The sequence below is a fragment of the Streptomyces sp. NPDC060184 genome (genome assembly GCF_042728795.1).
Classification (GTDB): Bacteria; Actinomycetota; Actinomycetes; order Streptomycetales; family Streptomycetaceae; genus Streptomyces.
The window spans coordinates 1-24,456 of the sequence record NZ_JBHWYX010000004.1 but is presented as its reverse complement, the minus strand read 5'-3'; the positions used below and the strand labels follow the sequence as shown (position 1 = coordinate 24,456).

Annotated in this window: 19 protein-coding genes; 17 read left to right on the top strand and 2 right to left on the bottom strand. The window is 72.2% G+C overall.

Features of this window, described 5'->3' with window-relative positions:
- Positions 1-111 precede the first annotated feature (111 nt).
- The 8 genes from recG (at position 112) to mutM (ending at position 7,737) form a co-directional block, all read left to right on the top strand.
- On the top strand, positions 112-2,409 hold the full coding sequence (gene recG, locus ACFWEE_RS04190) for an ATP-dependent DNA helicase RecG (protein ID WP_386886195.1): 2,298 nt from the start codon (positions 112-114) through the stop codon (positions 2,407-2,409).
- Between the two features lie 137 nt (positions 2,410-2,546).
- The gene (rsmD, locus tag ACFWEE_RS04185; RefSeq protein ID WP_386886193.1) at positions 2,547-3,131 is read left to right on the top strand and encodes a 16S rRNA (guanine(966)-N(2))-methyltransferase RsmD; all 585 of its coding nucleotides are present in this window, start codon (positions 2,547-2,549) and stop codon (positions 3,129-3,131) included.
- Between the two features lie 26 nt (positions 3,132-3,157).
- On the top strand, positions 3,158-3,637 hold the full coding sequence (gene coaD, locus ACFWEE_RS04180) for a pantetheine-phosphate adenylyltransferase (RefSeq protein WP_327180177.1): 480 nt from the start codon (positions 3,158-3,160) through the stop codon (positions 3,635-3,637).
- Positions 3,638-3,734: 97 nt separating this feature from the next.
- The gene (locus tag ACFWEE_RS04175; RefSeq protein ID WP_386886192.1) at positions 3,735-4,883 is read left to right on the top strand and encodes a cell division initiation protein; all 1,149 of its coding nucleotides are present in this window, start codon (positions 3,735-3,737) and stop codon (positions 4,881-4,883) included.
- 238 nt (positions 4,884-5,121) lie between these two features.
- Positions 5,122-5,730 (top strand): YceD family protein, encoded by a 609-nt coding sequence (locus ACFWEE_RS04170; RefSeq protein ID WP_386886190.1) that lies wholly within the window; start codon positions 5,122-5,124, stop codon positions 5,728-5,730.
- A gap of 2 nt (positions 5,731-5,732) precedes the next feature.
- On the top strand, positions 5,733-5,906 hold the full coding sequence (gene rpmF / locus ACFWEE_RS04165) for a 50S ribosomal protein L32 (RefSeq protein WP_003965982.1): 174 nt from the start codon (positions 5,733-5,735) through the stop codon (positions 5,904-5,906).
- Between the two features lie 19 nt (positions 5,907-5,925).
- Complete coding sequence (gene rnc, locus ACFWEE_RS04160; RefSeq protein ID WP_386886188.1) at positions 5,926-6,750, top strand: ribonuclease III; 825 nt, start codon at positions 5,926-5,928, stop codon at positions 6,748-6,750.
- Between the two features lie 129 nt (positions 6,751-6,879).
- The gene (gene mutM / locus ACFWEE_RS04155) at positions 6,880-7,737 is read left to right on the top strand and encodes a bifunctional DNA-formamidopyrimidine glycosylase/DNA-(apurinic or apyrimidinic site) lyase (protein ID WP_386886187.1); all 858 of its coding nucleotides are present in this window, start codon (positions 6,880-6,882) and stop codon (positions 7,735-7,737) included.
- Between the two features lie 76 nt (positions 7,738-7,813).
- Here mutM and ACFWEE_RS04150 read toward each other — a convergent pair whose 3' ends face one another.
- Positions 7,814-8,728 carry a CAP domain-containing protein gene (locus ACFWEE_RS04150; protein WP_386886185.1) on the bottom strand — a complete coding sequence of 305 codons (915 nt, stop codon included), beginning with the start codon at positions 8,726-8,728 and terminating at the stop codon, positions 7,814-7,816.
- Between the two features lie 166 nt (positions 8,729-8,894).
- Here ACFWEE_RS04150 and ACFWEE_RS04145 point away from each other — a divergent pair, with 166 nt between their 5' ends.
- From ACFWEE_RS04145 to ftsY, 5 genes are all read left to right on the top strand, one after another.
- Positions 8,895-9,176 (top strand): acylphosphatase, encoded by a 282-nt coding sequence (locus tag ACFWEE_RS04145; RefSeq protein ID WP_386886184.1) that lies wholly within the window; start codon positions 8,895-8,897, stop codon positions 9,174-9,176.
- A gap of 438 nt (positions 9,177-9,614) precedes the next feature.
- Entirely contained in the window at positions 9,615-9,824 is a 210-nt protein-coding gene (locus ACFWEE_RS04140) for a hypothetical protein (protein WP_266709608.1), read from the top strand.
- A 479-nt stretch (positions 9,825-10,303) separates the two neighbouring features.
- Entirely contained in the window at positions 10,304-14,059 is a 3,756-nt protein-coding gene (locus ACFWEE_RS04135) for an AAA family ATPase (protein ID WP_386886181.1), read from the top strand.
- A 208-nt stretch (positions 14,060-14,267) separates the two neighbouring features.
- Entirely contained in the window at positions 14,268-15,686 is a 1,419-nt protein-coding gene (locus ACFWEE_RS04130) for a sugar porter family MFS transporter (RefSeq protein WP_386886180.1), read from the top strand.
- A gap of 248 nt (positions 15,687-15,934) precedes the next feature.
- Positions 15,935-17,137, top strand: a complete 1,203-nt coding sequence (gene ftsY / locus ACFWEE_RS04125) for a signal recognition particle-docking protein FtsY (RefSeq protein ID WP_386886178.1) — start codon at positions 15,935-15,937, stop codon at positions 17,135-17,137.
- Positions 17,138-17,218: 81 nt separating this feature from the next.
- Here ftsY and ACFWEE_RS04120 read toward each other — a convergent pair whose 3' ends face one another.
- Positions 17,219-17,866 (bottom strand): bifunctional DNA primase/polymerase, encoded by a 648-nt coding sequence (locus ACFWEE_RS04120; RefSeq protein WP_386886176.1) that lies wholly within the window; start codon positions 17,864-17,866, stop codon positions 17,219-17,221.
- A gap of 450 nt (positions 17,867-18,316) precedes the next feature.
- Here ACFWEE_RS04120 and ACFWEE_RS04115 point away from each other — a divergent pair, with 450 nt between their 5' ends.
- The 4 genes from ACFWEE_RS04115 (at position 18,317) to ACFWEE_RS04100 (ending at position 24,389) form a co-directional block, all read left to right on the top strand.
- Entirely contained in the window at positions 18,317-19,792 is a 1,476-nt protein-coding gene (locus ACFWEE_RS04115) for a hypothetical protein (protein ID WP_386886174.1), read from the top strand.
- A 430-nt stretch (positions 19,793-20,222) separates the two neighbouring features.
- Positions 20,223-21,572, top strand: a complete 1,350-nt coding sequence (locus ACFWEE_RS04110) for an ammonium transporter (RefSeq protein WP_386886173.1) — start codon at positions 20,223-20,225, stop codon at positions 21,570-21,572.
- Entirely contained in the window at positions 21,569-21,907 is a 339-nt protein-coding gene (locus tag ACFWEE_RS04105; protein ID WP_299533529.1) for a P-II family nitrogen regulator, read from the top strand. Before ACFWEE_RS04110 ends, ACFWEE_RS04105 begins: the two co-directional genes overlap by 4 nt.
- Positions 21,908-21,938: 31 nt before the next feature.
- Positions 21,939-24,389 carry a [protein-PII] uridylyltransferase gene (locus ACFWEE_RS04100; protein ID WP_386886171.1) on the top strand — a complete coding sequence of 817 codons (2,451 nt, stop codon included), beginning with the start codon at positions 21,939-21,941 and terminating at the stop codon, positions 24,387-24,389.
- The last annotated feature ends 67 nt before the right edge of the window (positions 24,390-24,456 follow it).

Genomic DNA, 24,456 nt, shown 5'->3' with positions numbered 1-24,456 from the left:
GCCCGCCCACCGCCCGCGGCCGTCCGCCCGACGCGTCCCGGGCCCGCGCGGCCGACCGACGGACACGCCCCGGGCACTCCCGCCGGACGACTGTCGGTGGCGTGGTGTGCAATGGAACCCGTGTCCGCGCTCGATGAACCCCTCAAGAAGCTGCTCGGCGGAGCCACCGCGAAGGTGATGGCCGAACACCTCGGCCTGCACACCGTCGGCGACCTCCTGCACCACTACCCGCGACGGTACGAGGAGCGGGGCCGGCTCACCCCGCTCTCCGACCTCCCGCTGGACGAACACGTCACCGTGGTCGCCCAGGTCGCCGACGCCCGGGTGCTGGGCTTCAACAACGGGCGCGGCAAACGCCTGGAGGTCACCCTCACCGACGGCAGCGGCCGGCTCCAGCTCGTCTTCTTCGGCCACGGGGTGCACAAGCCGCACCAGGAACTCCTCCCCGGCCGCCGGGCGATGTTCGCGGGCAAGGTCGGCGTCTTCAACCGCAAGACGCAGCTCGCCCACCCCACGTACCAGCTGCTCGACGCCGCAGCACCCGACGGCGAGGCCGGCGTGCGCGAGGCCGTGGACGCCTTCGCGGGCCGCCTGCTGCCGCTCTACCCCGCCTGCAAGCAGCTCGACTCCTGGCGCATCGCGAAGGCCGTGGACACCGTGCTGCCCAGCGCCCAGGAGGCCGTCGACCCGCTGCCCGCCGCGCTGCGCGAGGGACGCGGCTTCGTCTCCCTCCCCGAGGCCCTGGTCAAGGTGCACCGGCCGCAGACCAAGGCGGACATCGAGGACGCCAGGGAGCGGCTGAAGTGGGACGAGGCGTTCGTCCTGCAGACCGCGCTGGCCCGCCGGCGGTACGCCGACGCCCAGCTCCCCGCCGTCGCCCGCCGCCCGGCCCCCGACGGGCTCCTCGACGCCTTCGACGCCCGGCTGCCGTTCACCCTCACCGAGGGCCAGCGGAAGGTGTCCGGCGAGATCTTCGACGACCTCGCCACCGAACACCCCATGCACCGGCTGCTCCAGGGCGAGGTCGGCTCCGGCAAGACCATGGTCGCCCTGCGCGCGATGCTCGCCGTCGTGGACAGCGGCGGGCAGGCCGCGATGCTCGCCCCGACCGAAGTGCTCGCCCAGCAGCACCACCGCTCCATCACCGAGATGATGGGCGACCTCGCCGAGGGCGGGATGCTCGGCGGCTCCGCGCTCGGCACGAAGGTGGTCCTGCTCACCGGCTCCATGGGGACGGCGGCCCGCCGACGGGCGCTGCTGGAGCTGACCACCGGCGAGGCCGGGCTCGTCGTCGGCACCCACGCGCTGATCGAGGACAAGGTGTCCTTCCACGACCTCGGTCTCGTCGTCGTCGACGAGCAGCACCGCTTCGGGGTGGAGCAGCGCGACGCCCTGCGCTCCAAGGGCAAGCAGCCGCCGCACCTGCTGGTGATGACCGCCACACCCATCCCGCGCACGGTCGCGATGACCGTCTTCGGCGATCTGGAGACGTCCGTCCTCGACCAGCTCCCCGCCGGGCGCTCGCCGATCGCCACCCACGTGGTGCCCGCCGCCGACAAACCGCACTTCCTCGCCCGCGCCTGGGAACGCGTCCGTGAGGAGGTGGAGGGCGGCCACCAGGCGTACGTGGTCTGCCCCCGCATCGGCGACGACCCCGAGGAGGCCGCCGGAGCCGGGGGCGGCGCGAAGACGGGTACGAAGGCCGGTTCGAAGACGGGCGCGAAGGCCGCCCCCAAGGCCGCGGGGAAGGACCCGGACGAGCCGGACGCGCCGAGCGGCTCCGACGGCGACAAGCGTCCGCCGCTGGCCGTGCTCGACGTGGCGGCCCGGCTGTCCGCCGGACCGCTCGCCGGGCTCCGCATCGAGGTGCTGCACGGGCGGATGAACCCGGACGACAAGGACGACGTGATGCGCCGGTTCGCCGCCGGCCAGGTCGACGTGCTGGTGGCCACCACCGTGATCGAGGTCGGGGTGAACGTCCCCAACGCCACCGCGATGGTGATCATGGACGCGGACCGGTTCGGCGTCTCCCAGCTCCACCAGTTGCGCGGCCGGGTCGGCCGGGGCTCCGCCGCCGGGCTCTGCCTGCTGGTCAGCGAGGCCCACGAGGCGAGCCCGGCCCGCGCCCGGCTCGGCGCGGTCGCCGCCACCCTGGACGGCTTCGAGCTCTCCCGGATCGACCTCGAACAGCGCCGCGAGGGCGACGTGCTCGGCCAGGCCCAGTCCGGCGTCCGCTCCTCGCTCCGGATGCTCGCCGTCATCGACGACGAGGAGATCATCGCCGCCGCGCGCGCCGAGGCCACCCGGATCGTCGCCGCCGACCCGGAGCTGACCGGCCACCCGGAGCTGCGGACCGCCCTGGACGCCCTGCTGGACAAGGACCGCGAGGAGTTCCTCGACAAGGGGTGACCCGACGGCCGGGGAGGTGCCCGGGTCCGCGCCGCCCGCACGCCATATCGTGGGAGCAGGGTCTTTCGTCCGGATCGAGGGACCCCAGCGGCACGCGACCCCCGCGCGCCGTCCCACGACCCCGAGGACCGACTCCCATGACCCGCGTGATCGCCGGTTCGGCCGGCGGACGCCGCCTGGCCGTACCGCCCGGCAACGGCACCCGCCCCACCTCCGACCGTGCGCGCGAGGGCCTCTTCTCGACCTGGGAGGCGCTGCTCGGCACGCTCGACGGCGTCCGGATCGCCGACCTGTACGCGGGCTCCGGCGCGGTCGGTCTCGAAGCGCTCTCCCGGGGCGCGGTCCACGCGCTGCTCGTGGAGGCCGACGCGAAGGCCGTCCGTACCGTCCGCGAGAACGTCCGCGCCGTCGGCCTGCCCGGCGCCGAGGTCCGTACCGGCAAGGCCGAACAGACGGTCGCCGGACCGGCGCCCGCCGACCCGTACGACGTGGTCTTCCTGGACCCGCCCTACGTCGTCACCGACGACGATCTTCGGGAGATCCTCCTCACACTCGGCTCGCGGGGCTGGCTTGCCGAGGACGCACTCGTCACCGTGGAACGAGCCACCAGAGGCGGGGAATTCGGCTGGCCGGAGGGTTTCGAGCCGTTGAGGTCCCGCCGTTACGGCGAAGCGACCCTTTGGTACGGTCGCGCCGCCTCCATGTGCGAAGACGCACGATGACCGGACCCGGGAGCGAGGGAATCACGTTGCGCCGCGCCGTCTGTCCGGGGTCGTTCGACCCCATCACCAACGGACATCTCGACATCATTGGCCGAGCCTCGAAGCTGTACGACGTCGTGCACGTCGCGGTGATGATCAACCAGTCCAAGAAAGGGCTGTTCACCGTCGACGAGCGGATCGAGCTGATCCGCGAGGTCACCTCCGGCTTCGGCAACGTCGAGGTCGAGTCCTTCCACGGCCTGCTGGTCGACTTCTGCAGGCAGCGGGAGATCCCCGCCATCGTGAAGGGGCTCCGGGCGGTCAGCGACTTCGACTACGAACTGCAGATGGCCCAGATGAACAACGGCCTCTCCGGTGTCGAGACGCTCTTCGTCCCCACCAACCCCACCTACAGCTTCCTGTCGTCCTCCCTGGTCAAGGAGGTCGCGACCTGGGGCGGGGACGTCTCCCACCTGCTGCCCGAGACCGTGCACGCGGCACTCCAGGAGCGGCTGGAGCGGAAGTGACCGCCTGAGGGACCGTCACCCGGTGTCGGACGGGAGCCGACTGGCCTTACAGTCGTCCCGTCCGTCTCCAACAGCGGCAGAGAGTGGCGAGCACACGGTGGACGTGCAGAAGAAGCTCGACGAGATCGTCGAGGCGGTCGGGAACGCCCGGTCCATGCCCATGTCGGCCTCGTGCGTGATCAACCGCGCCGATCTGCTCGGGATGCTCGAAGAGCTCCGCGAAGCGCTGCCCGGCTCACTGGCCCACGCCGAGGAGGTCATCGGCGGCAGCGAACAGCTCGTCGACCGGGCGCGCCAGGAGGCGGAGCGGATCATCGAGTCCGCCCACGCCGAGCGCGGCTCGCTGATCTCCGGCACCGAGGTCGTCGTACGGTCCCAGGACGAGGCCGACCGCATCCTGGCCGAGGCCCGCCGCGAGGCCGCCGAGGTCAAGGCGGAGGCCGACGAGTACGTCGACAGCAAGCTCGCCAACTTCGAGGTCGTCCTCACCAAGACCATCGGCTCGGTGGACCGGGGCCGCGAGAAGCTGCTCGGCCGGAGCGAGGGGATCGACGAGCAGGGCTACGAGGACCCCGACTTCGCCGAGGCCCCCGAGCGCAGCGCCGACCCGGAGACGCTCCGGCGCCGCGCCGACGAGTACGTCGACACCAAGCTCGGCGCCTTCGAGGCCGTCCTCGGCAAGACCCTGGAGGCGGTCGGACGCGGCCGGCAGAAGCTGCACGGCCGGGTGGCCACCGACGACCTCGGTGCCCACATGGCCGCCCAGGACGCCGCGGGCGCCCAGGGCCACACCAGCGACGCCGACTACCTGGCCGGCCTCGCCGAGCTGGCCGACCCCGAGCCGCCGCAGGCCTCCCCGGACTACCCGGCGCGGCCCCAGTACGCCCAGGCCGCCCAGGGCTACGACTACCCGCAGCCGGGCGGGCAGGACCCGTACGGCTACGAGCAGCCCCAGCGGGACGCCTACGAGCGGCAGGACGGCTACGAGCAGCCTCAGCAGGACGTGTACGCCTACCAGCAGCAGGCGTACGACCCGGGCGTCTACCAGCCGCAGCAGGGGCAGACCGGCCAGATCGCCCTGCCCGGCCAGATCGAGCAGACCGGCCGGCCCGAGTACGGCTGGGCCGACCAGCAGCCGCAGGCCCAGCTGCCCGCGCCGTCGCAGCCGGCACTCGACGAGACCAGCTTCTTCGACACCAGCATGATCGACTTGGAGCAGCTGCGCCGGTACGAGCAGGGGCACTGACCGGCCACCGACCGGCCACCGGCCCCGGCGCCGCACGGCCTCCGCCCGCCCGACCGGTCCGGATTGGGTGCTGAGCGGTACGTCAAGTATCCTGGCTCCTCGGTCGCGCGTATCTCCGCGATCCCGGCTGCCCGTTTCGACTCCGGAACGGCCGGCCCCTCCCGACGCAGTGCGATGCACACGGATCTCGAAAGCTGGAGAAGCCCTGAACGGCCACCTCGACCACCGCAATCCTCTCGTGTTCGATACGCACGAGCTGGGTCGGCGTCCCGGTGCCCTGAAGCGGCTGACCCGCTCGGTGGAGGCACCGAGGGATCTGGGTATCGACGGAGTCATCGGAGTGCCGGAAGGCGCCCCGCTGACACTGGACCTGCGCCTCGAATCGGTCATGGAAGGGGTGCTCGTCACAGGCACCGCCCGTGCAACCGCCGAGGGGGAGTGCGTAAGGTGTCTGGAGCCGCTGACCTTCGAGGTCGAAGCGGACTTCCAGGAACTGTTCTCGTACCCTGACGCCGACGACCGGGGCCGCAGCAAGACGGCGGACCCGGCCGACGACGCCGAGGACGACGAGGACGAGTTTTTCCTTGAGGACGGCTTGTTCGACCTCGAATCAGTGCTGCGTGACGCGGTAGTGCTCGCACTGCCGATGCAGCCGGTGTGCACGGAGACCTGTGCCGGTCTGTGTTCCGAATGCGGAATCAGGCTGGACGAGAATCCGGGCCACCACCACGATGTCGCCGACCCCCGGTGGGCGGCACTGCAAGGACTCGCCGAGACCGTTCAGGACGGCGAGAAGGACAACATGGGCGGCGCCGAACCTGGCGTCGACGAGAAGCAGGAGAAGTAGCCGTGGCTGTTCCGAAGCGGAAGATGTCGCGCAGCAACACGCGCCACCGCCGGTCGCAGTGGAAGGCTGCGGTCCCCACCCTGGTTTCGTGTGAGCGTTGCCAGGAGCCGAAGCTCCAGCACATTGCGTGCCCGAGCTGCGGCACGTACAACAAGCGCCAGGTCCTCGAAGTCTGAGTGGCTGGTGAGAGGCCCGATGTCTGAGTTGTCCCACGCCAAGAAGCAGGCAGACAACGTCAACACAGCCTCGTCCCACACGCTTCTGGAAGGGCGGCTCGGGTATCACCTTGAGTCCGCCCTTCTGGTGCGTGCGCTGACCCACCGCTCGTACGCGTACGAGAACGGCGGTCTGCCCACCAACGAGCGGCTCGAATTCCTCGGGGACTCGGTGCTCGGCCTGGTGGTCACGGACACGCTGTACCGCACCCACCCCGACCTGCCCGAAGGCCAGCTGGCCAAGTTGCGGGCCGCGGTGGTCAACTCACGTGCACTCGCGGAAGTGGGCCGCGGCCTCGAACTCGGTTCCTTCATCCGGCTCGGCCGCGGTGAAGAGGGCACGGGTGGCCGGGACAAGGCTTCCATCCTCGCCGACACCCTTGAAGCGGTGATCGGCGCGGTCTATCTCGATCAGGGCCTCGACGCGGCCTCGGAGCTGGTCCACCGGCTCTTCGACCCGCTCATCGACAGGTCCTCGAACCTCGGCGCCGGCCTGGACTGGAAGACCAGCCTCCAGGAGCTCACCGCGAGCGAGGGTCTCGGAGTCCCCGAGTACCTCGTCACGGAGACCGGCCCGGACCACGAGAAGATCTTTACTGCTGCCGCTCGCGTCGGTGGTGTCTCGTACGGCACCGGCACCGGTCGTAGCAAGAAGGAAGCGGAGCAGCAGGCGGCCGAGTCCGCCTGGCGCGAAATCAGCGCCGCCGCCGAAGCGAGGGCGACCGCGGAGAAGTCCGCGGCCGACGCAGGGGCCGCCGACACCCCTGCCGACCCCCCGCAGAACACGGACGTCGCTCCGGCCTGACCCCGTCCGCGACCCCCCGGTGCCCTGTGCGCCGGGGGGTCGCGGCGTTTCCCGCGTGGTTCCGTGCGCCCCGTACGCGCCGCGCCCGCAGTGCCCCTGGTCCCCTGGTGTCCCTGGAGGAGCGTCACCGTGCCCGAGCTGCCCGAGGTCGAAGTCGTACGCCGGGGTCTGGAGCGCTGGGTCGCCGGCCGGGCCGTCTCCGAGGTGGAGGTCCTCCACCCGCGCGCGGTGCGCCGGCACCTCGCGGGCGGGGTGGACTTCGCGGCCCGGCTGCGCGGCATGCGCTTCGGTGCGGCGATGCGGCGCGGCAAGTACCTGTGGATCCCGCTGGAGGACGCGCCCGTCTCCCTCCTCGGCCACCTCGGCATGAGCGGTCAGCTGCTGGTGCGGCCCGACGACGCCCCGGCCGAGAAGCACCTGCGGATCAGGATGCGCTTCGCCGACACCCTCGGCACCGATCTGCGCTTCGTCGACCAGCGGACCTTCGGCGGGCTCTCGCTCCACCCCACCACCCCGGACGGGCTCCCCGACGTCATCGCGCACATCGCCCGCGACCCCCTCGACCCCGCCTTCGACGACGCGGCCTTCCACACCGCGCTGCGCCTGCGCCGTACGACCGTCAAGCGCGCGCTGCTCGACCAGTCGCTGATCAGCGGCGTCGGCAACATCTACGCGGACGAGGCGCTCTGGCGCGCGAAGCTCCACTACGACCGCGCCACCGCGACCCTCACCCGCCCGAAGTCCGCCGAGCTGCTCGGCCACGTCCGGGACGTGATGAACGCGGCGCTCGCCCAGGGCGGGACCAGCTTCGACAGCCTGTACGTCAACGTGAACGGCGAATCCGGCTACTTCGACCGCTCCCTGGACGCCTACGGCCGCGAGGGCGAACCCTGCCACCGCTGCGGCACCCCGATGCGCCGCCGCCCCTGGATGAACCGCTCCAGCTACTTCTGCCCGAACTGCCAGCGGGTGCCGCGGGCGCGGTGAGAGGGGACGTACGACAGCGGCGCCTCCCCGGGCGGGGAGGCGCCGCGTCGTCACGGAGCCGGTCGGACGGCCCGCGTCAGAAGCCGAAGTCCTGCGTCCACCACGGGCCGCCGTCGGCGATGTAGACGCCGACGCCCATGGTCGTGTAATCGCAGTTGAGAATGTTTGCCCGGTGGCCTTCGCTGTTCATCCAGCTGTCCATCACGGCCGCCGCGTCCGCCTGGCCGCGGGCGATGTTCTCGCCGCCCAGGTTGGTGATCCCGGCCGTCGCCGCACGGTCCCAGGGGGTGTCGCCGTCCGGGTCGGTGTGGTCGAAGAAGTCACGGACCGCCATGTCCTGGCTGAAGCTCTGGGCCAGCGAGGTCAGCGAGGAGCTGAGGGTCAGCGGGCTGCAGCCGACCTTCGCGCGCTCCTGGTTGACCAGGGTCAGCACCTGCGTCTGGACGGAGGTGCCGGCGGCCGGCTTCGCGTCCTCGGTCGCGGAGGCGTCCGGGGTGGTGGGCGCCGGTGCCGCGGGCGCGGCGGACTTCTTCGGGGCCGGGGCGGCGGTCGTCCTCGTGACGGAGGGGGTGGGCGACGGCGTCGGGCTCGCGGTCTTCTCCGCGGGCGACGCGGAGGGGGAGGGCGAGGCCGGCTCCGAGGGGGCCGCGGGGCGCTCGCTGCCCCGGCTCGCCGGGGTGGCGGCGGAACGGTCCGTCGGGCCGGCGCTCGCGGTGCCCTGCGTGAGCAGGTCCGGGGCACCACCGGAGTCGGCGCGGTCGGCGTGCGAGCTGTCGCTCAGGCCGTACGTCGCCCCGCCCGGGAGCATGCCGGTGGCACCCGCGACCGCGCCGACCGCCACCGCCGCGGAGATCCCGAGCAGCCCGGCCCGTACCGGCAGGGGCACCCGGCGCTTCGGCCGACGGGCACGGCCGCCGTGCCGTCCTCCGGAGGGCACCGGAGCGGTGTCGTCAGCGGCGGGGCCTGCGGCGGATCGTCGGTGGCGTCCCATGCGCTGTGCCTTCCTCATGCCGTTCGGGCCGCCCCCGAGGTCTCCGGGGGCGTGGCCGAGTCCGTGGTGCTCACCCGATGGGGTGAGGTCATTGCGACCGGACTGTACGCCATGACGGATCGGCCGCGAGAGGCTTCGGGCACCCCGCTCCGGTTAGCGTTCCCGTATGAGCGAAGATGCACGACTCGTGGTGTGGGTACGCGGCCGAGTACAGCAAGTAGGGTTCCGCTGGTTCACCAGGGCAAACGCTTTGGAGATCGGAGGGCTGACCGGCTTCGCCCTCAATCTGGACGACGGCCGGGTGCAGGTCGTCGCCGAGGGAGCACGTGAGAATTGCCACCGTCTGCTGGAGTGGCTGGGCTCCGACGACACGCCCGGACGCGTGGACGGAGTCACTGAGATCTGGGACACCCCGCGCGGTGGTTACGACGGGTTCGCCATCCGGTGACCGGCGCACGGGGCGTCGCGTCCGGGGCGCTCTCCCGGCGCCGCTCGCGTCGCGTCGCCGCCGTGTGCGCGGGGGCGGTGGCACCCGGAGTGACCTGCGACGGAGTCCAGGAATGCCCCGTTGTTGCCAAAGGCCTCCGGGCATGCGAAGCTACCCGGTTGGTCAAGATCGCCGGGGCTCCGCGAGCAGTCGGCGGAGATGTCCGGTGTGATCGTCGGGCGGGCCGTCCCGGGGATGGCGGCGCCCACGGGGTGTGATCGTGTTGACCGTCAAACTTTTTGGTGAGACTCTGAAATCCCCGCGCACCTCAGCTGTTCGACAGGGCTGTTTCCGCAGCAACCGCAGTGATGATGAAGAGCACTGCCGGGCACCGCGGGTGCGATTCCCTCACGACCCACACCGCTTCGGTCGGTCACTCAGTGTGGAGGACCATCCATCATGGCAAAGGCGCTTCTCGGTTACGTCGGCGGTTCCGACCCGCGACTCCTCGCCGAGATGCGACGGCTCCAGAAGCGCGTCCAGGACCTGGAATCCGAGCTCGTACGGATCCAGGACGAGAACGACGCGCTCAACGCCGCCGCCCAGCACCAGTCGCTGCTCGACGGCATCGACATCGATGTACCCCAGGCAGAGCCCGCTCTGACCTGACCGGTCACCCGCAGGGGGCCGGCCGGGCCCGCAACTTCTCATCGGCGGCCCGGGAGCGTTTCCGAATCCTTCACCGCGGATCGGCGGTACCGGACTTCGTGATCGTCCGCGATCACGGCTGTCCGGTCACTGGTCCGCCGTGCGGGACGACCCGCGGACCTCGACCACGGGACGGGCCCGGACCACAGGACCGCACCCACAGGACCGCACCCCAGCACGGGCTCGCAGACGCTCCACGCTTCACCAGGGACGCTCCGGCGTCCCTTCTTTCTTTCCCCCTCGCGTCGACTCCCGCTTCCCCCTCACGTCGACGAGCGCCGACGTGCGTCAACGTGCGTCCACCCGTGCACCGGATCAGCCCCGGCCGGGTCCCCCTGTCCCGCATCCCTTTTCCCGGGGCGATCAGTGGTGCGGTTAACGTCAGATGTGCCCTGCACCCTCAGCGGTGAAACCGTGTGCGAAAGGTAGAGTCCGGCGGCGTGCACCTCAAGGCCCTGACCCTGCGCGGTTTCAAGTCGTTCGCCTCCGCCACCACGCTGCGCTTCGAGCCGGGGATCACCTGCGTCGTCGGCCCCAACGGCTCGGGCAAGTCCAACGTGGTGGACGCGCTCTCCTGGGTCATGGGCGAGCAGGGGGCCAAGTCGCTGCGCGGCGGCAAGATGGAGGACGTGATCTTCGCCGGGACGACCGGCCGCCCGCCGCTCGGCCGCGCCGAAGTCTCGCTGACCATCGACAACTCGGACGGCGCGCTGCCCATCGAGTACGCCGAGGTGACGATCACCCGGATCATGTTCCGCAACGGCGGCAGCGAGTACCAGATCAACGGCGACACCTGCCGGCTGCTCGACATCCAGGAGCTCCTCTCCGACTCCGGCATCGGCCGCGAGATGCATGTCATCGTCGGCCAGGGCCAGTTGGACTCCGTCCTGCACGCCGACCCGATGGGGCGCCGGGCGTTCATCGAGGAAGCTGCCGGGGTCCTCAAACACCGCAGGCGCAAGGAGAAGGCGCTGCGGAAACTCGACGCGATGGGCGCCAACCTCGCCCGCGTCCAGGACCTCACCGAGGAACTCCGCAGACAGCTCAAGCCACTCGGCCGGCAGGCCGCGGTCGCCCGGAGGGCCGCGGTCATCCAGGCCGACCTGCGCGACGCGCGGCTGCGGCTGCTCGCCGACGACCTGGTGACCCTGCGGAACGCGCTGCGTGAGGAGATCGCCGACGAGGCCGAGCTGAAACGCCGCAAGGAATCCGCCGAGGCGCGCCTCAAGGAGGCCCTGGCCCGCGAGACCGGGCTGGAGGACGAGGTCCGTCGCCTCGCCCCGCGCCTCCAACGCGCCCAGCAGAGTTGGTACGAGCTGTCGCAACTGGCCGAACGGGTCAGGGGCACGGTCTCGCTCGCCGACGCCCGGGTGAAGAGCGCCGCCGCCGCGCCGGAGGAGGAGCGGCGCGGACGCGACCCCGAGGAGATGGAGCGCGAGGCCGCCCGGATCCGCGAGCAGGAAGCGGAGTTGACCGCCGCCCTGGAGGCCGCGGAACACGCGCTGGAGGACACCGCCGCCCACCGGGCCGAGCTGGAACGCGAACTGGCCTCCGAGGAACGCCGGCTGAAGGACGCCGCACGGGCCCTCGCGGACCGCAGGGAAGGCCTCGCCAGGCTCGGCGGCCAGGTCAACGCCGCCCGCAGCCGCGCCGCCGCCGCCCAGGCCGAGATCGACCGCCTCGCGGACTCCCGGGACGGGGCGCGGGAACGGGCCGCAGCCGCCCAGGAGGAGTACGAGCAGCTGAAAGCCGAGGTCGACGGACTCGACGCGGACGACGACCGGTTGGCCGAAGAGCACGCGAACGCGAGGCGGGAGCTCGCGGCGGCGCAGAGCGCGCACGGCGCGGCGCGCGACGCCGCGACCGAGGCCGAGCGGGGCCGGGCCGCCACCGCGGCCCGCCACGACGCCCTCGCGCTCGGGCTGCGCCGCAAGGACGGCACCGGGGCGCTGCTCGGGGCCGGGGACCGGCTGGCCGGACTGCTCGGTCCGGCGTCCCGCCTCCTCGACGTCGAGCCCGGGTACGAGGTGGCGGTGGCCGCCGCACTCGGCGCGGCGGCCGACGCGGTCGCGGTGACCGGGACGGCGACGGCCGCCGAGGCGATCCGGCTGCTCCGCGCGCGGGACGCGGGCCGCGCCGCCCTGCTGCTCGGGGGTACGGAGCCGGCCGGAAGCCCGGAGCCGCCCGGCGGTGCGGACGGCGGACCCCGCCCGGGCGTCCCGGCGCAGGGCGGCGACCACGCGCCGGGCCGTCCGGCCGGGGTCCCCCCGCAGGCCGTCGCCGCCGCGTCGGCCGTCCCCGTGTCCGTATCCCCGGGGGAGTCGGACGGCGCGGGCACGGGTACGGGGACGGACTCCGGGACGTACGGCACCGGCACGGGGATCCGTACCGGCACCGCCCGGCCCGTCGCCGGGCTGGTGCGCGCGCCGGGCGGGCTCATGGAGGCCGTCCGGACGCTGACCCGGGACATGGTCGTGGTGGAGACGCTGGAGGACGCCGAACGGCTGGTCGCCGCCGAACCCGGGCTCACCGCCGTCACCGGCGAGGGCGACGTGCTCTCCGCCCACTTCGCGCACGGCGGCTCCGCCGGCGCGCCCAGCCTGCTGGAGGTGCAGGCCTCCGTCGACGAGGCCGCCGAAGAGCTGGCCGCGCTCGTCGTGCGCTGCGAGGAACTCGCCGGGGCCCAGCACCTGGCGGGCGAGCGGCGCAAGGAGGCCGCCGCCCGTGTCGAGGCCATGGAGGAGCGCCGCAGGACGGCGGACCGGGAGAAGTCCCAGGTGGCCCAGCAACTCGGCCGGCTCGCCGGCCAGGCCCGGGGCGCGGCGGGGGAGGCAGAACGGACCGCCTCCTCCGCGGCGCGCGCCCAGGAGGCGCTGGAGCGCGCCACCGAGGAGGCCGAGGTGCTGGCCGAACGGCTGCTGGTCGCCGAGGAGACGCCCCTGGAGGAGGAGCCGGACACCGCCCGGCGCGACCGGCTCGCGGCGGACGGGGCCAACGCCCGCCAGACCGAGATGGAGGCCCGCCTCCAGGTCCGTACGCACGAGGAGCGGGTGAAGGGGCTCGCGGGCCGGGCCGACTCCCTCGACCGGGGAGCCAGGGCCGAACGTGAGGCCCGCGCCCGCGCCGAGCGGCGCCGCGCCCGCCTGCGCCACGAGGCGTCGGTGGCCGCGGCCGTGGCCTCGGGCGCCCGTCAGCTGCTCGCGCACGTCGAGGTGTCCGTCGTACGGGCGCAGGAGGAGCGGGCGGCGGCCGAGGCGGCCAAGGCCGAGGGGGAGAACGCGCTCTTCGCCGCCCGCGCCGCGGGCCGGGACCTCAAGGGGGAGCTGGACAAGCTCACCGACTCGGTCCACCGGGGCGAGGTGCTGGGCGCCGAGAAGCGGATGCGCATGGAGCAGCTGGAGGCGAAGGCGCTGGAGGAGCTGGGGGTGGAGCCGGCGGCGCTGGAGGCCGAGTACGGTCCCGGCCGGCCGGTGCCCCCGTCGCCCCCGGCCGACGGCGAGGAGCTGCCCGAGGACCCGGAGCACCCGCGCAACCAGCCCCGCCCCTTCGTCCGGGCCGAGCAGGAGAAGCGGCTGAAGTCGGCCGAACGGGCGTACCAGCAACTCGGAAAGGTGAACCCGCTCGCGCTGGAGGAGTTCTCCGCGCTGGAGGAGCGGCACCAGTTCCTCGCCGAGCAGCTCGACGACCTGCGGAGGACCAGGGCCGACCTCCTCCAGGTCGTCAAGGAGGTGGACGAGCGGGTCGAACGGGTCTTCACCGAGGCCTACCGGGACACCGCCCGCGAGTTCGAGGGCGTCTTCTCCCGGCTCTTCCCGGGCGGAGACGGACGGCTGATCCTCACCGACCCGGAGCACATGCTCACCTCCGGGGTCGACGTGGAGGCGCGCCCGCCGGGCAAGAAGGTGAAGCGCCTCTCGCTGCTCTCCGGCGGCGAGCGGTCCCTGACGGCGGTGGCCCTGCTGGTCGCCATCTTCAAGGCCAGGCCGAGCCCGTTCTACGTGATGGACGAGGTGGAGGCGGCGCTCGACGACACCAATCTGCAGCGGCTCATCCGCATCATGGAAGAGCTCCAGGAAAGCTCCCAGCTGATCGTGATCACGCATCAGAAGCGGACGATGGAAGTCGCCGACGCGCTGTACGGGGTTTCCATGCAGGGTGATGGTGTATCGAAAGTCATCAGCCAGCGTCTTCGCTGAATCTTCACGCAATTCCCCGGGCTGCTTCACGCGAATGGAGGACGCCCGGGTAGGTGTCGACTTCCGTACGAGCCCGAATTCAACGAGTGAACGGATGATCTCCGACGCGTCCCCTGCGTATTCAAGTGGTGGCGAACTGTTTCGTATGCGCCACTTAAAGGGCTCATCCGTCCACGTCTGACATTGCGGGCAGGCACCAGGAGTTCATGTGACCAGCAGAGTGCAAGGACCGGAGTCCGGAGCCAGGGGGGCTCACCCGGACCACATCGGGCACGTCATCTTCATCACGGCAGCCGCCGCGATGGGCGGTTTCCTGTTCGGCTACGACAGCTCCGTGATCAACGGGGCCGTCGAAGCCATCCGTGACCGGTACGACATCGGGTCGGGGACCCTCGCCCAGGTCATCGCCATCGCCCTGATCGGCTGTGCCATCGGTGCCGCGACGGCGGGACGCATCGCCGACCGCATCGGCCGCATCCGGTGCATGCAGATCGCCTCGGTGCTCTTCACCATCAGCGCGGTCGGTTCGGCGCTCCCCTTCGCGCTCTGGGACCTGGCGATGTGGCGCATCATCGGTGGCTTCGCCATCGGCATGGCCTCCGTCATCGGCCCCGCCTACATCGCCGAGGTCTCTCCGCCCGCCTACCGGGGCCGGCTCGGCTCCTTCCAGCAGGCCGCGATCGTCATCGGCATCGCCATCTCGCAGCTGGTCAACTACGGCATCCTGCAGATCGCCGACGGTGACCAGCGCGGCAAGATCGGCGGGCTGGAGGCCTGGCAGTGGATGCTCGGCGTGATGGTGCTGCCCGCCATCCTCTACGGGCTGCTCTCCTTCGCGATCCCGGAGTCGCCGCGCTACCTGATCTCGGTCGGCAAGAAGGAGCGGGCCCGCAAGATCCTCGCCGAGGTGGAGGGGAAGGGCGTCGACCTGGACGCCCGTGTCAGCGAGATCGAGACGGCCATGCGCCGTGAGCACAAGTCCTCCTTCAAGGACCTGCTGGGCAGCCGCTTCGGCTTCCTGCCGATCGTCTGGGTCGGTATCGGGCTGTCGGTCTTCCAGCAGCTCGTCGGCATCAACGTCGCCTTCTACTACTCGGCGACCCTGTGGCAGTCGGTCGGCATCGACCCGACGGACTCGTTCTTCTACTCGTTCACGACCTCGATCGTGAACATCATCGGTACGGTCATCGCGATGGTCCTGGTCGACCGGGTGGGCCGCAAACCGCTCGCCCTGACCGGCTCCATCGGCATGGCCATCGCGCTGGCCTTCGAGGCGTGGGCCTTCTCCGCCAAGCTGGTCGACGGGAAGCTGCCCAACACCGAGGGCACCGTGGCGCTGATCGCCGCCCACGTCTTCGTGCTCTTCTTCGCCCTGTCCTGGGGTGTCATCGTCTGGGTCTTCCTCGGCGAGATGTTCCCCAACCGCATCCGTGCGGCGGCCCTGGGCGTCGCGGCGTCCGCGCAGTGGATCGCCAACTGGGCCATCACCGCGAGCTTCCCGAGCCTGGCGGACTGGAACCTCTCGGGGACGTACATCATCTACTGCTGCTTCGCCGCCCTGTCGATCCCCTTCGTGGTGCTGTTCGTGAAGGAGACCAAGGGCAAGGCCCTGGAGGAGATGGGCTGACCGCCCGCCCCCGCCCGGACAGGACATCCGTCCGCACTGCCCGCCCGGCGGCCCCCGGCCCGCACCGCCCGCCCGCGCTCTCCCCGCCGCCCCGGCTCCGGCCGGGGCGGCGGCGTTCCCGGGGGCCGCCCGATGCCGTGTCCCCGCTCACCCCATGACGGCCAAAAGGTGCAAAGTGGGGCATCGGATGCGAAGGGGTCGTCCGAGGCAGCTCCCGGGCCCCGCCCGTGGCCGATACTGGACGGGTTATGGAAATCCTCATCCTTGCTGTAGTCATCGCCCTGGTCGCTGTCGGCCTGATCAGCGGGCTCGTGGTCAGCAGCCGCAAGAAGAAGCAGCTGCCGCCCTCGGCGCCGTCGAGCACGCCGACCATCACTCCTCCCGCCGAAACCCGTGCCGGTGAGGAGTCCGAGGCGCCGCGCGACGAAGCGCGGCGCACCATCGAGGAGGCCGGAACCCCGGACACCGAGGCCCCCGCCGAGGAGGCCCCGTCCGCCGCCGAGGAGACCCCCGCCCTCGACGTCCCCGAGCCCACCGCGGGCCGTCTCGTACGGCTCCGGGCCCGGCTCGCCCGCTCGCAGAACTCCCTCGGCAAGGGGCTGCTCACGCTCCTGTCCCGGGACAACCTCGACGAGGACACCTGGGAGGAGATCGAGGACACCCTCCTCACCGCCGACGTCGGCGTCGCCCCCACCCAGGAGCTCGTCGAGCGGCTGCGCGAACGCGTCCGGGTGCTCGGCACCCGTACCCCTGAGGAGCTCCGCGCCCTGCTGCGCGAAGAGCTGATCACCCTGCTGGGCCCCGACTTCGACCGCGCGGTCAAGACCGAGGGCGGAGCCGAGACCCCGGGCGTCGTCATGGTCGTCGGCGTCAACGGCACCGGCAAGACCACCACCACCGGCAAGCTCGCCCGCGTGCTCGTGGCGGACGGCCGCAGCGTGGTCCTCGGCGCGGCCGACACCTTCCGCGCCGCCGCCGCGGACCAGCTCCAGACCTGGGGCGAGCGCGTCGGAGCCCGTACGGTGCGCGGCCCCGAGGGCGGCGACCCCGCGTCGATCGCCTTCGACGCCGTGAAGGAAGGCATCGCCGAGGGCGCGGACGTCGTGCTCATCGACACGGCCGGCCGGCTGCACACCAAGACCGGCCTGATGGACGAGCTCGGCAAGGTCAAGCGCGTCGTGGAGAAGCACGGCCCGCTCGACGAGGTCCTGCTCGTGCTCGACGCGACCACCGGCCAGAACGGGCTGGTCCAGGCCCGGGTCTTCGCCGAGGTCGTGGACATCACCGGCATCGTCCTGACCAAGCTCGACGGCACCGCCAAGGGCGGCATCGTCATCGCCGTCCAGCGCGAGCTGGGCGTCCCGGTGAAGCTCATCGGGCTCGGCGAGGGCCCGGACGACCTGGCCCCCTTCGAACCGGGCGCCTTCGTGGACGCGCTGATCGGCGACTGACCGCTCCTCGCCTCCCGCACGTACGCCGATGGGCGGCGGCCCCGACCGGGGCCGCCGCCCATCGGCGTACATGCCGTGGCTTCAGGTGCGGTGGCAGCTGTACGCGAGGGTGCCCAGCAGCAGCCGGGCCGGCGGGGGAGCGGTCGCCGTGTCCAGCGCCGGGGGGCGCAGCCAGCGCACCGGGCCGAGGCCCCCGAGGTCGCAGGGCGGTGCGGTGATGTGGGTACCCGGCCCGAGGGCGCGCAGATCCAGCGGGGCGTCGTCCCAGCCCATCCGGTACAGCAGCTCCGGGAGCTGGGCGGCGGCTCCGGGGGCGACGAAGAACTGGGCCCGGCCGTCCGGGGTCACCGCGACCGGGCCGAGCGGCAGCCCCATCCGCTCCAGCCGGACCAGCGCCCGCCGTCCGGCCGCCTCCGCCACTTCCAGGATGTCGAAGGCGCGGCCCACCGGCAGCATCATCGAGGCTCCCGGGACCTCGGCCCAGGCGCAGGCCGCGTCGTCCAGGGAGGCTCCGGCGGGAACTTCGCGGGCGGACTCCAGCGGATGGGCGCCGGGTGCGGCGCAGCGCCGGTCGCCGCAGGAACAGGAGCCGGTCCGTGCCCGGGCCCCGGGGCGTACGGCCCATCCCCACAGTCCCGTGTACTCCGCCACGGCCGTGCTCCCGGCCGTGCGGTCGCGTCGCCGCGACCCGGACCGCCGCTCGCGGATGCCGCCGATCGTGAAGCCCATGCCCCCTCCAACGGGTCCGACGCGCCGATGGTTACGTGACGGCGGGCCCGCGATCCGGCGGCCCGCCCGTGGTCGCCCCGCATGGGCGGCGCACTGGAGTACTCAGTGGTGGTGCGAGCCGATCCGCACTACCCGTAACGCTTCTTCACGCCCCCTGTTGTTCGGCGCCTGTCAAGTCAAGCGCGCCTCGCCCCGGTCGGGTTCGATCGTGGGGGTGGCGAATGGTGGCGTTTCTGAATTCGCCCTCGCAGCGAGGGTGATCGTAGGATTACCGTCGGTACACGGACTCTGGAAGTATGAGCACCCGCGGGTATGCCGGTGGCAACCCGATTTCTTGTTCGACGACGGGCAACTTCCGTACGGGCGGTACCGGGTTACGGCATTCTGGGACAGCCCTTTGCTGGGCAGAGGTTCGCGCGAAGAGGTTTCGGCGAGAGTGGGGGCGTACCGGTGAGTGGCAGCGGCGCAGGCGATACGAATGCCGGAAAGCGCCCCAACGCGCAATTGGGATCATGGTTCGTGCGCAGCGGCTGGTCCAAGGGCGAGCTCGCGCGCCAAGTCAACCGGCGGGCCCGTCAGATGGGCGCCCACCACATCAGCACCGACACCTCGCGCGTGCGCCGGTGGCTCGACGGTGAGCAGCCCCGCGAGCCGATCCCCCGCATCCTGTCCGAACTCTTCTCGGAGCGCTTCGGCAGCGTCGTCGCCGTGGAGGACCTCGGGCTGCGGACCGCCCACCAGTCGCCCTCCGTGTCCGGGGTGGACCTGCCCTGGGCGGGCCCGCAGACCGTCGCCCTGCTCAGCGAGTTCTCCCGCAGCGACCTGATGCTCGCCCGCCGGGGCTTCCTCGGCTCCTCGCTCCAGCTCGCCGCGGGACCCACCCTGATCGAGCCCATGCAGCGCTGGCTGGTGCCCGTCACCCCCGTCGGACCGGCCGAACCCGAGTCGCCCGCAGCCGCCCGGCGCCCGTCCCGCCTCTCCAAGCCCGAACTCGACCTGCTGGAGTCCACCACGGCGATGTTCCGCCAGTGGGACGCACAGTGCGGCGGCGGACTGCGCCGCAAGGCCGTCGTCGGTCAACTCCACGAAGTCACCGACCTGTTGCAGGAGCCCCAGCCCTCCGCCACCGCGGTCCGGCTCTTCAGATGCGCCGCCGAACTCGCCGAGCTGGCGGGCTGGATGAGCTACGACGTCGGTCTCCAGCCCACCGCGCAGAAGTACTTCGTCCTCGCCCTGCACGCGGCGAAGGAGGCCGGGGACAAGTCGCTGGGCTCCTACATCCTCTCCAGCATGAGCCGCCAGATGATCCACCTCGGCCGCCCGGACGACGCCCTGGAACTGATCCACCTCGCCCAGTACGGCAGCCGGGAGTGCGCGACGGCCCGCACCCAGTCGATGCTGTATGCGATGGAGGCCCGCGCCTACGCCAACATGGGCCAGCCCGGAAAGTGCAAGCGCGCGGTCCGCATGGCCGAGGACACCTTCCTCGACGCGGGTCTGGACGACGAGCCCGAGCCCGACTGGATCAAGTTCTTCTCCGAGGCCGAACTCAACGGCGAGAACGCCCACTCCTACCGTGACCTGGCCTATGTCGCCGGCCGCAGCCCCACGTACGCCTCGCTCGCCGAGCCCGTCATGGCCAGAGCCGTCAAGCTCTTCGCCGACGACGACGAGCACTTCCGCAGCTACGCGCTCAACCTCATCGGCATGGCCACCGTCCATCTGCTCCAGCGCGAGCCCGAGCAGGCCACGGTGCTGGCCGGCCAGGCGCTGGAAGTCGCCAAGAAGGTCCGCTCCGAGCGCGTCAACACCCGGCTGCGCAAGACGGTCGACGCCGCCGCCAGGGACTTCGGCGACGTGGCCGACGTCGCCTACCTCACCGAGGTGCTCAGCGAGCAGCTGCCGGAGACCGCCGAAGCGGTCTGACCAGCGGGAAGCCGCAAGGAGGGCCGTCCGCCCGGAGAGCGTGCCCGCCGGGCGCGGCCGGACGGGCGGCACGCTCGGCACACGCCCCGGACCCCGCGCCCACCGGCCGCGGCGGCCACCTGGCACCACCGGCCGGGCTTTGCCGTGCCGGGCCCGCGGGGGGCCGCCGTGGCCGGTTCGCGTGTGGCGGCACTTCAAACCGCACCGTATGCGGCATGGACCGCATGGTAGGCGGGACACCGGTTACGTCGCTCCGGGTTCATGCCGACGTAACACTCCCGGCGGCTTCGTCACTGCGGCGAAACACCGAGCGGCATCCGTGGAAACGGTGCTCCGCCAATCTCATGGCGCATAAGGCCCGCACCTTTTCCCAGTGGTCCCGCAGCCTTCCCCCGCACGCCGCGGCCGCTCCGACGACGAGGAGACGCCGATGCCCCCAGGCATCACGACGCTTGCCGCAGACACCCCTCAGCTGTCTGCCGCCAACACCGGGTTCATGCTCATCTGCTCGGCCCTGGTGATGCTCATGACCCCGGCCCTGGCCTTCTTCTACGGAGGCATGGTCCGCGTCAAGAGCAGCCTGAACATGCTGATGATGAGCTTCATCAGCCTCGGGATCGTGACGATCCTGTGGGTGCTCTACGGATTCAGCCTCGCGTTCGGCACCGACTCCGGCTCCATCATCGGCTGGTCCTCCGACTACGTCGGTCTCAGCGGTATCGGTCTGAACGAGCTCTGGGACGGCTACACCATCCCGGTGTACGTCTTCGCCGTCTTCCAGCTGATGTTCGCCATCATCACCCCCGCACTGATCAGCGGCGCCCTCGCCGACCGCGTGAAGTTCACCGCCTGGGCGCTCTTCATCACCCTCTGGGCCACCGTGGTCTACTTCCCCGTCGCCCACTGGGTCTGGGGCGCCGGCGGCTGGCTCTTCGAGCTGGGCGTCATCGACTTCGCCGGCGGTACGGCCGTCCACATCAACGCCGGTGCCGCGGCCCTCGGCGTGATCCTCGTGATCGGCAAGCGGGTCGGCTTCAAGCGTGACCCGATGCGCCCGCACAGCCTCCCGCTCGTCATGCTCGGCGCCGGTCTCCTCTGGTTCGGCTGGTTCGGCTTCAACGCCGGCTCCTGGCTCGGCAACGACGACGGCGTGGGCGCCGTGATGTTCGTCAACACGCAGGTCGCCACCGCCGCCGCGATGCTCGCCTGGCTCGGCTACGAGAAGCTGCGCCACGGCTCCTTCACCACCCTCGGCGCCGCCTCCGGCGCCGTCGCCGGACTCGTCGCCATCACCCCCTCGGGCGGCGCGGTCAGCCCGCTCGGCGCCATCGCCGTCGGCGCCATCGCCGGTCTCCTGTGCGCCATGGCGGTCGGCCTGAAGTACAAGTTCGGCTACGACGACTCGCTCGACGTCGTCGGCGTCCACCTCGTCGGCGGTGTCGTCGGCTCGCTGCTCATCGGCTTCTTCGCCACCGGCGGCGTCCAGTCCGACGCCAAGGGCCTCTTCTACGGCGGCGGTCTCGACCAGCTCGGCAAGCAGGCCGTAGGAGTCTTCTCCGTCCTGGCCTACTCTCTGGTGGTGTCCGCGGTCCTCGCCTTCCTCGTCGACAAGACGATCGGAATGCGGGTCGCCGAGGACGACGAGATCTCCGGCATCGACCAGGTCGAGCACGCCGAGACCGCGTACGACTTCAGCGGAGCCGGCGGCGGCGCGGCCTCGCGCACCGCGGCACCCGTTCTGGACACCCCGGCAGCTCCGACCAAGAAGGTGGACGCATGAAGCTCATCACGGCGGTCGTGAAGCCCCACCGGCTGGACGAGATCAAGGAGGCCCTCCAGGCCTTCGGCGTCCAGGGGCTGACGGTGACCGAGGCCAGCGGCTACGGACGCCAGCGCGGCCACACCGAGGTCTACCGCGGTGCCGAGTACACCGTCGACCTCGTACCGAAGATCCGCATCGAGGTCCTGGTCGAGGACGAGGACTCCGAACAGCTCATCGACGTCGTCGTGAAGGCCGCCCGGACCGGCAAGATCGGTGACGGCAAGGTCTGGAGCGTGCCGGTCGACACGGCGGTCCGGGTACGGACCGGCGAACGCGGCCCGGACGCCCTCTGACACCGACGCCCGTGAAACGGAAGGCAACTGGGTGACGAGTACCGAAGTGACCACCGAATCCGAAGACTCGGGACCCAGCGGCTACGCGGCGGCCCGGCTGCGCCTCCTCCAGCAGGAGACGCGGTCCGGGCCGCCGCGCCGTTCGGCCCTGGCCGGCCTCACCGACGACTGGCTGAACGCCCTCTACACCGCCGCAGCCGAACACGCGGGCGTACGCGGCGCCGCCCTCGTCGCGGTCGGCGGCTACGGCCGGGGCGAACTCTCCCCGCGCAGCGACCTCGACCTCCTGCTGCTGCACGACGGATCGGCCGACGCCGCGGCCGTCTCCGCCCTGGCGGACCGCATCTGGTACCCCGTCTGGGACCTGGGCCTCGCGCTCGACCACTCCGTACGCACCCCGGTGGAGGCCCGCAAGGCCGCCGCCGACGACCTCAAGGTCCACCTCGGCCTGCTGGACGCCCGCGTGGTCGCCGGAGACGTGGGTCTCGTCACCGCCCTGCGCACCCATGTCCTCGCCGACTGGCGCAACCAGGCCCCCAAGCGGCTGCCCGCCCTCCACGAGCTCTGCCAGGAACGGGCCGAACGCATGGGGGAGCTCCAGTTCCTCCTCGAACCCGACCTCAAGGAGGCCCGCGGCGGCCTCCGCGACGCCACCGCCCTGCGTGCCGTCGCCGCCTCCTGGGTGGCCGACGCCCCCCGCGAAGGGCTCGTCGAAGCCCGCCGCGTCCTCCTCGACACCCGTGACGCCCTGCACCTCGTGACCGGGAGGGCCACCGACCGGCTCGCCCTCCAGGAACAGGACCAGGTCGCGGCGGCGCTCGGCCTGCTCGACGCCGACGCCCTGCTCCGCCAGGTGTACGAGGCCGCCCGCACCGTCAGTTACGCCTCCGACGTCACCTGGCGCGAGGTCGACCGCGTCCTGCGCGCCCGCTCGATGCGCCCCCGGCTCCGCGCCATGCTCGGCGGCGGGCGGCCCGCCCCCGAACGCACCCCGCTCGCCGAAGGGGTCGTCGAGGCGGACGGCGAAGTCGTCCTCGCCCGCTCCGCCCGCCCAGAGCGCGACCCCGTCCTGACCCTGCGGGCCGCCGCTGCCGCCGCCGAGTCCGGGCTCCCGCTCTCCCGCCACCTCGTGCGCCACCTCGCCGGAGCGGCGGCGCCCCTCTCCGTACCCTGGCCCCCCGAGGCCCGCGAGGAGCTGGTCACCCTGCTCGGCGCGGGCGAGGCGACCGTCGCGGTGTGGGAAGCCCTCGAAGCCGAGGGCATCGTCACCAGGCTGCTGCCCGACTGGGAACGGGTCCACTGCCGGCCCCAGCGCAACGCCGTCCACACCTGGACCGTCGACCGCCACCTCGTCGAGACCGCCGTCCGCGCCGCCTCCCTGACCCGCCGGGTCGGCCGCCCCGACCTGCTGCTGGTCGCCGCCCTGCTGCACGACATCGGCAAGGGCTGGCCCGGGGACCACTCCGTCGCCGGCGAGGTCATCGCCCGCGACATGGCCACCCGCATCGGCTTCGACAAGGCCGACGTCGCCGTCATCGCCACCCTCGTACGCCGGCACCTGCTGCTGATCGAGACCGCGACCCGCCGCGACCTCGACGACCCCGACACCGTCACCGCCGTCGCCGAGGCGGTCGGCTCCCTCTCCACCCTGGAACTGCTCCACGCGCTCACCGAGGCCGACGCGCTGGCCACCGGACCGGCCGCCTGGAGCACCTGGCGCGCCTCCCTCGTCGACGACCTCGTCGGACGGGTGGCCGCCGTACTGGCGGGGGAGGCACCCGCCGACCCCGGCCCCGCCGTCCCCGACGCCGAACAGGAACGCCTCGCCGTCGAGGCGCTGCGCACCCGCGAACCCGTCCTCGCCCTGCACACCCAGCCCGAACCCCCCTCCGATTCGGGCGAACCGGGCCCGGTCGGCGTCGAACTCCTCATCGCACTGCCGGACCGGCCCGGCGTCCTGCCCGCCGTCGCGGGGGTGCTCGCCCTGCACCGCCTCACCGTCCGCGCCGCCGACCTGCGCGCCGTCGAGCTCCCCACCGAGCTGGGCGAGTCCGCCGACCTGCTGATGCTCAGCTGGCGGGTGGCCGCGGAGTACGGCTCGCTGCCGCAGGTCTCCCGCCTCCGCGCCGATCTGCTCCGGGTGCTCGACGGGGCGCTCGACATCCAGGCCCGCCTCGCGGAACGGGAGTCCGCCTATCCCCGGCGGCGCGGCATCAAGGCCCCGCCGCCCCGGGTCACGGTCGCGTCGGCAGCCTCCCGGCAGGCCACGGTCATCGAGGTCCGCGCCCAGGACGCCCCGGGGCTGCTGCACCGGATCGGCCGGGCGCTGGAGGACAGCGCGGTGCGGGTGCGCTCGGCCCATGTCGCGACGCTCGGCGCCAACGCGGTGGACACCGTCTACGTCACACGCGTGGACGGGACGGTCCTCTCCGACGAGGAGGCCGCCACGGTGGCGAAATCGCTGGAGGCCGCCCTGCGCTGAGCGGCGGCGGGCGGGGCGGTCGGGGTGTCGGCGGTCGGGCGGGGGCGGGCGGGCGCCTGCGTTCCCC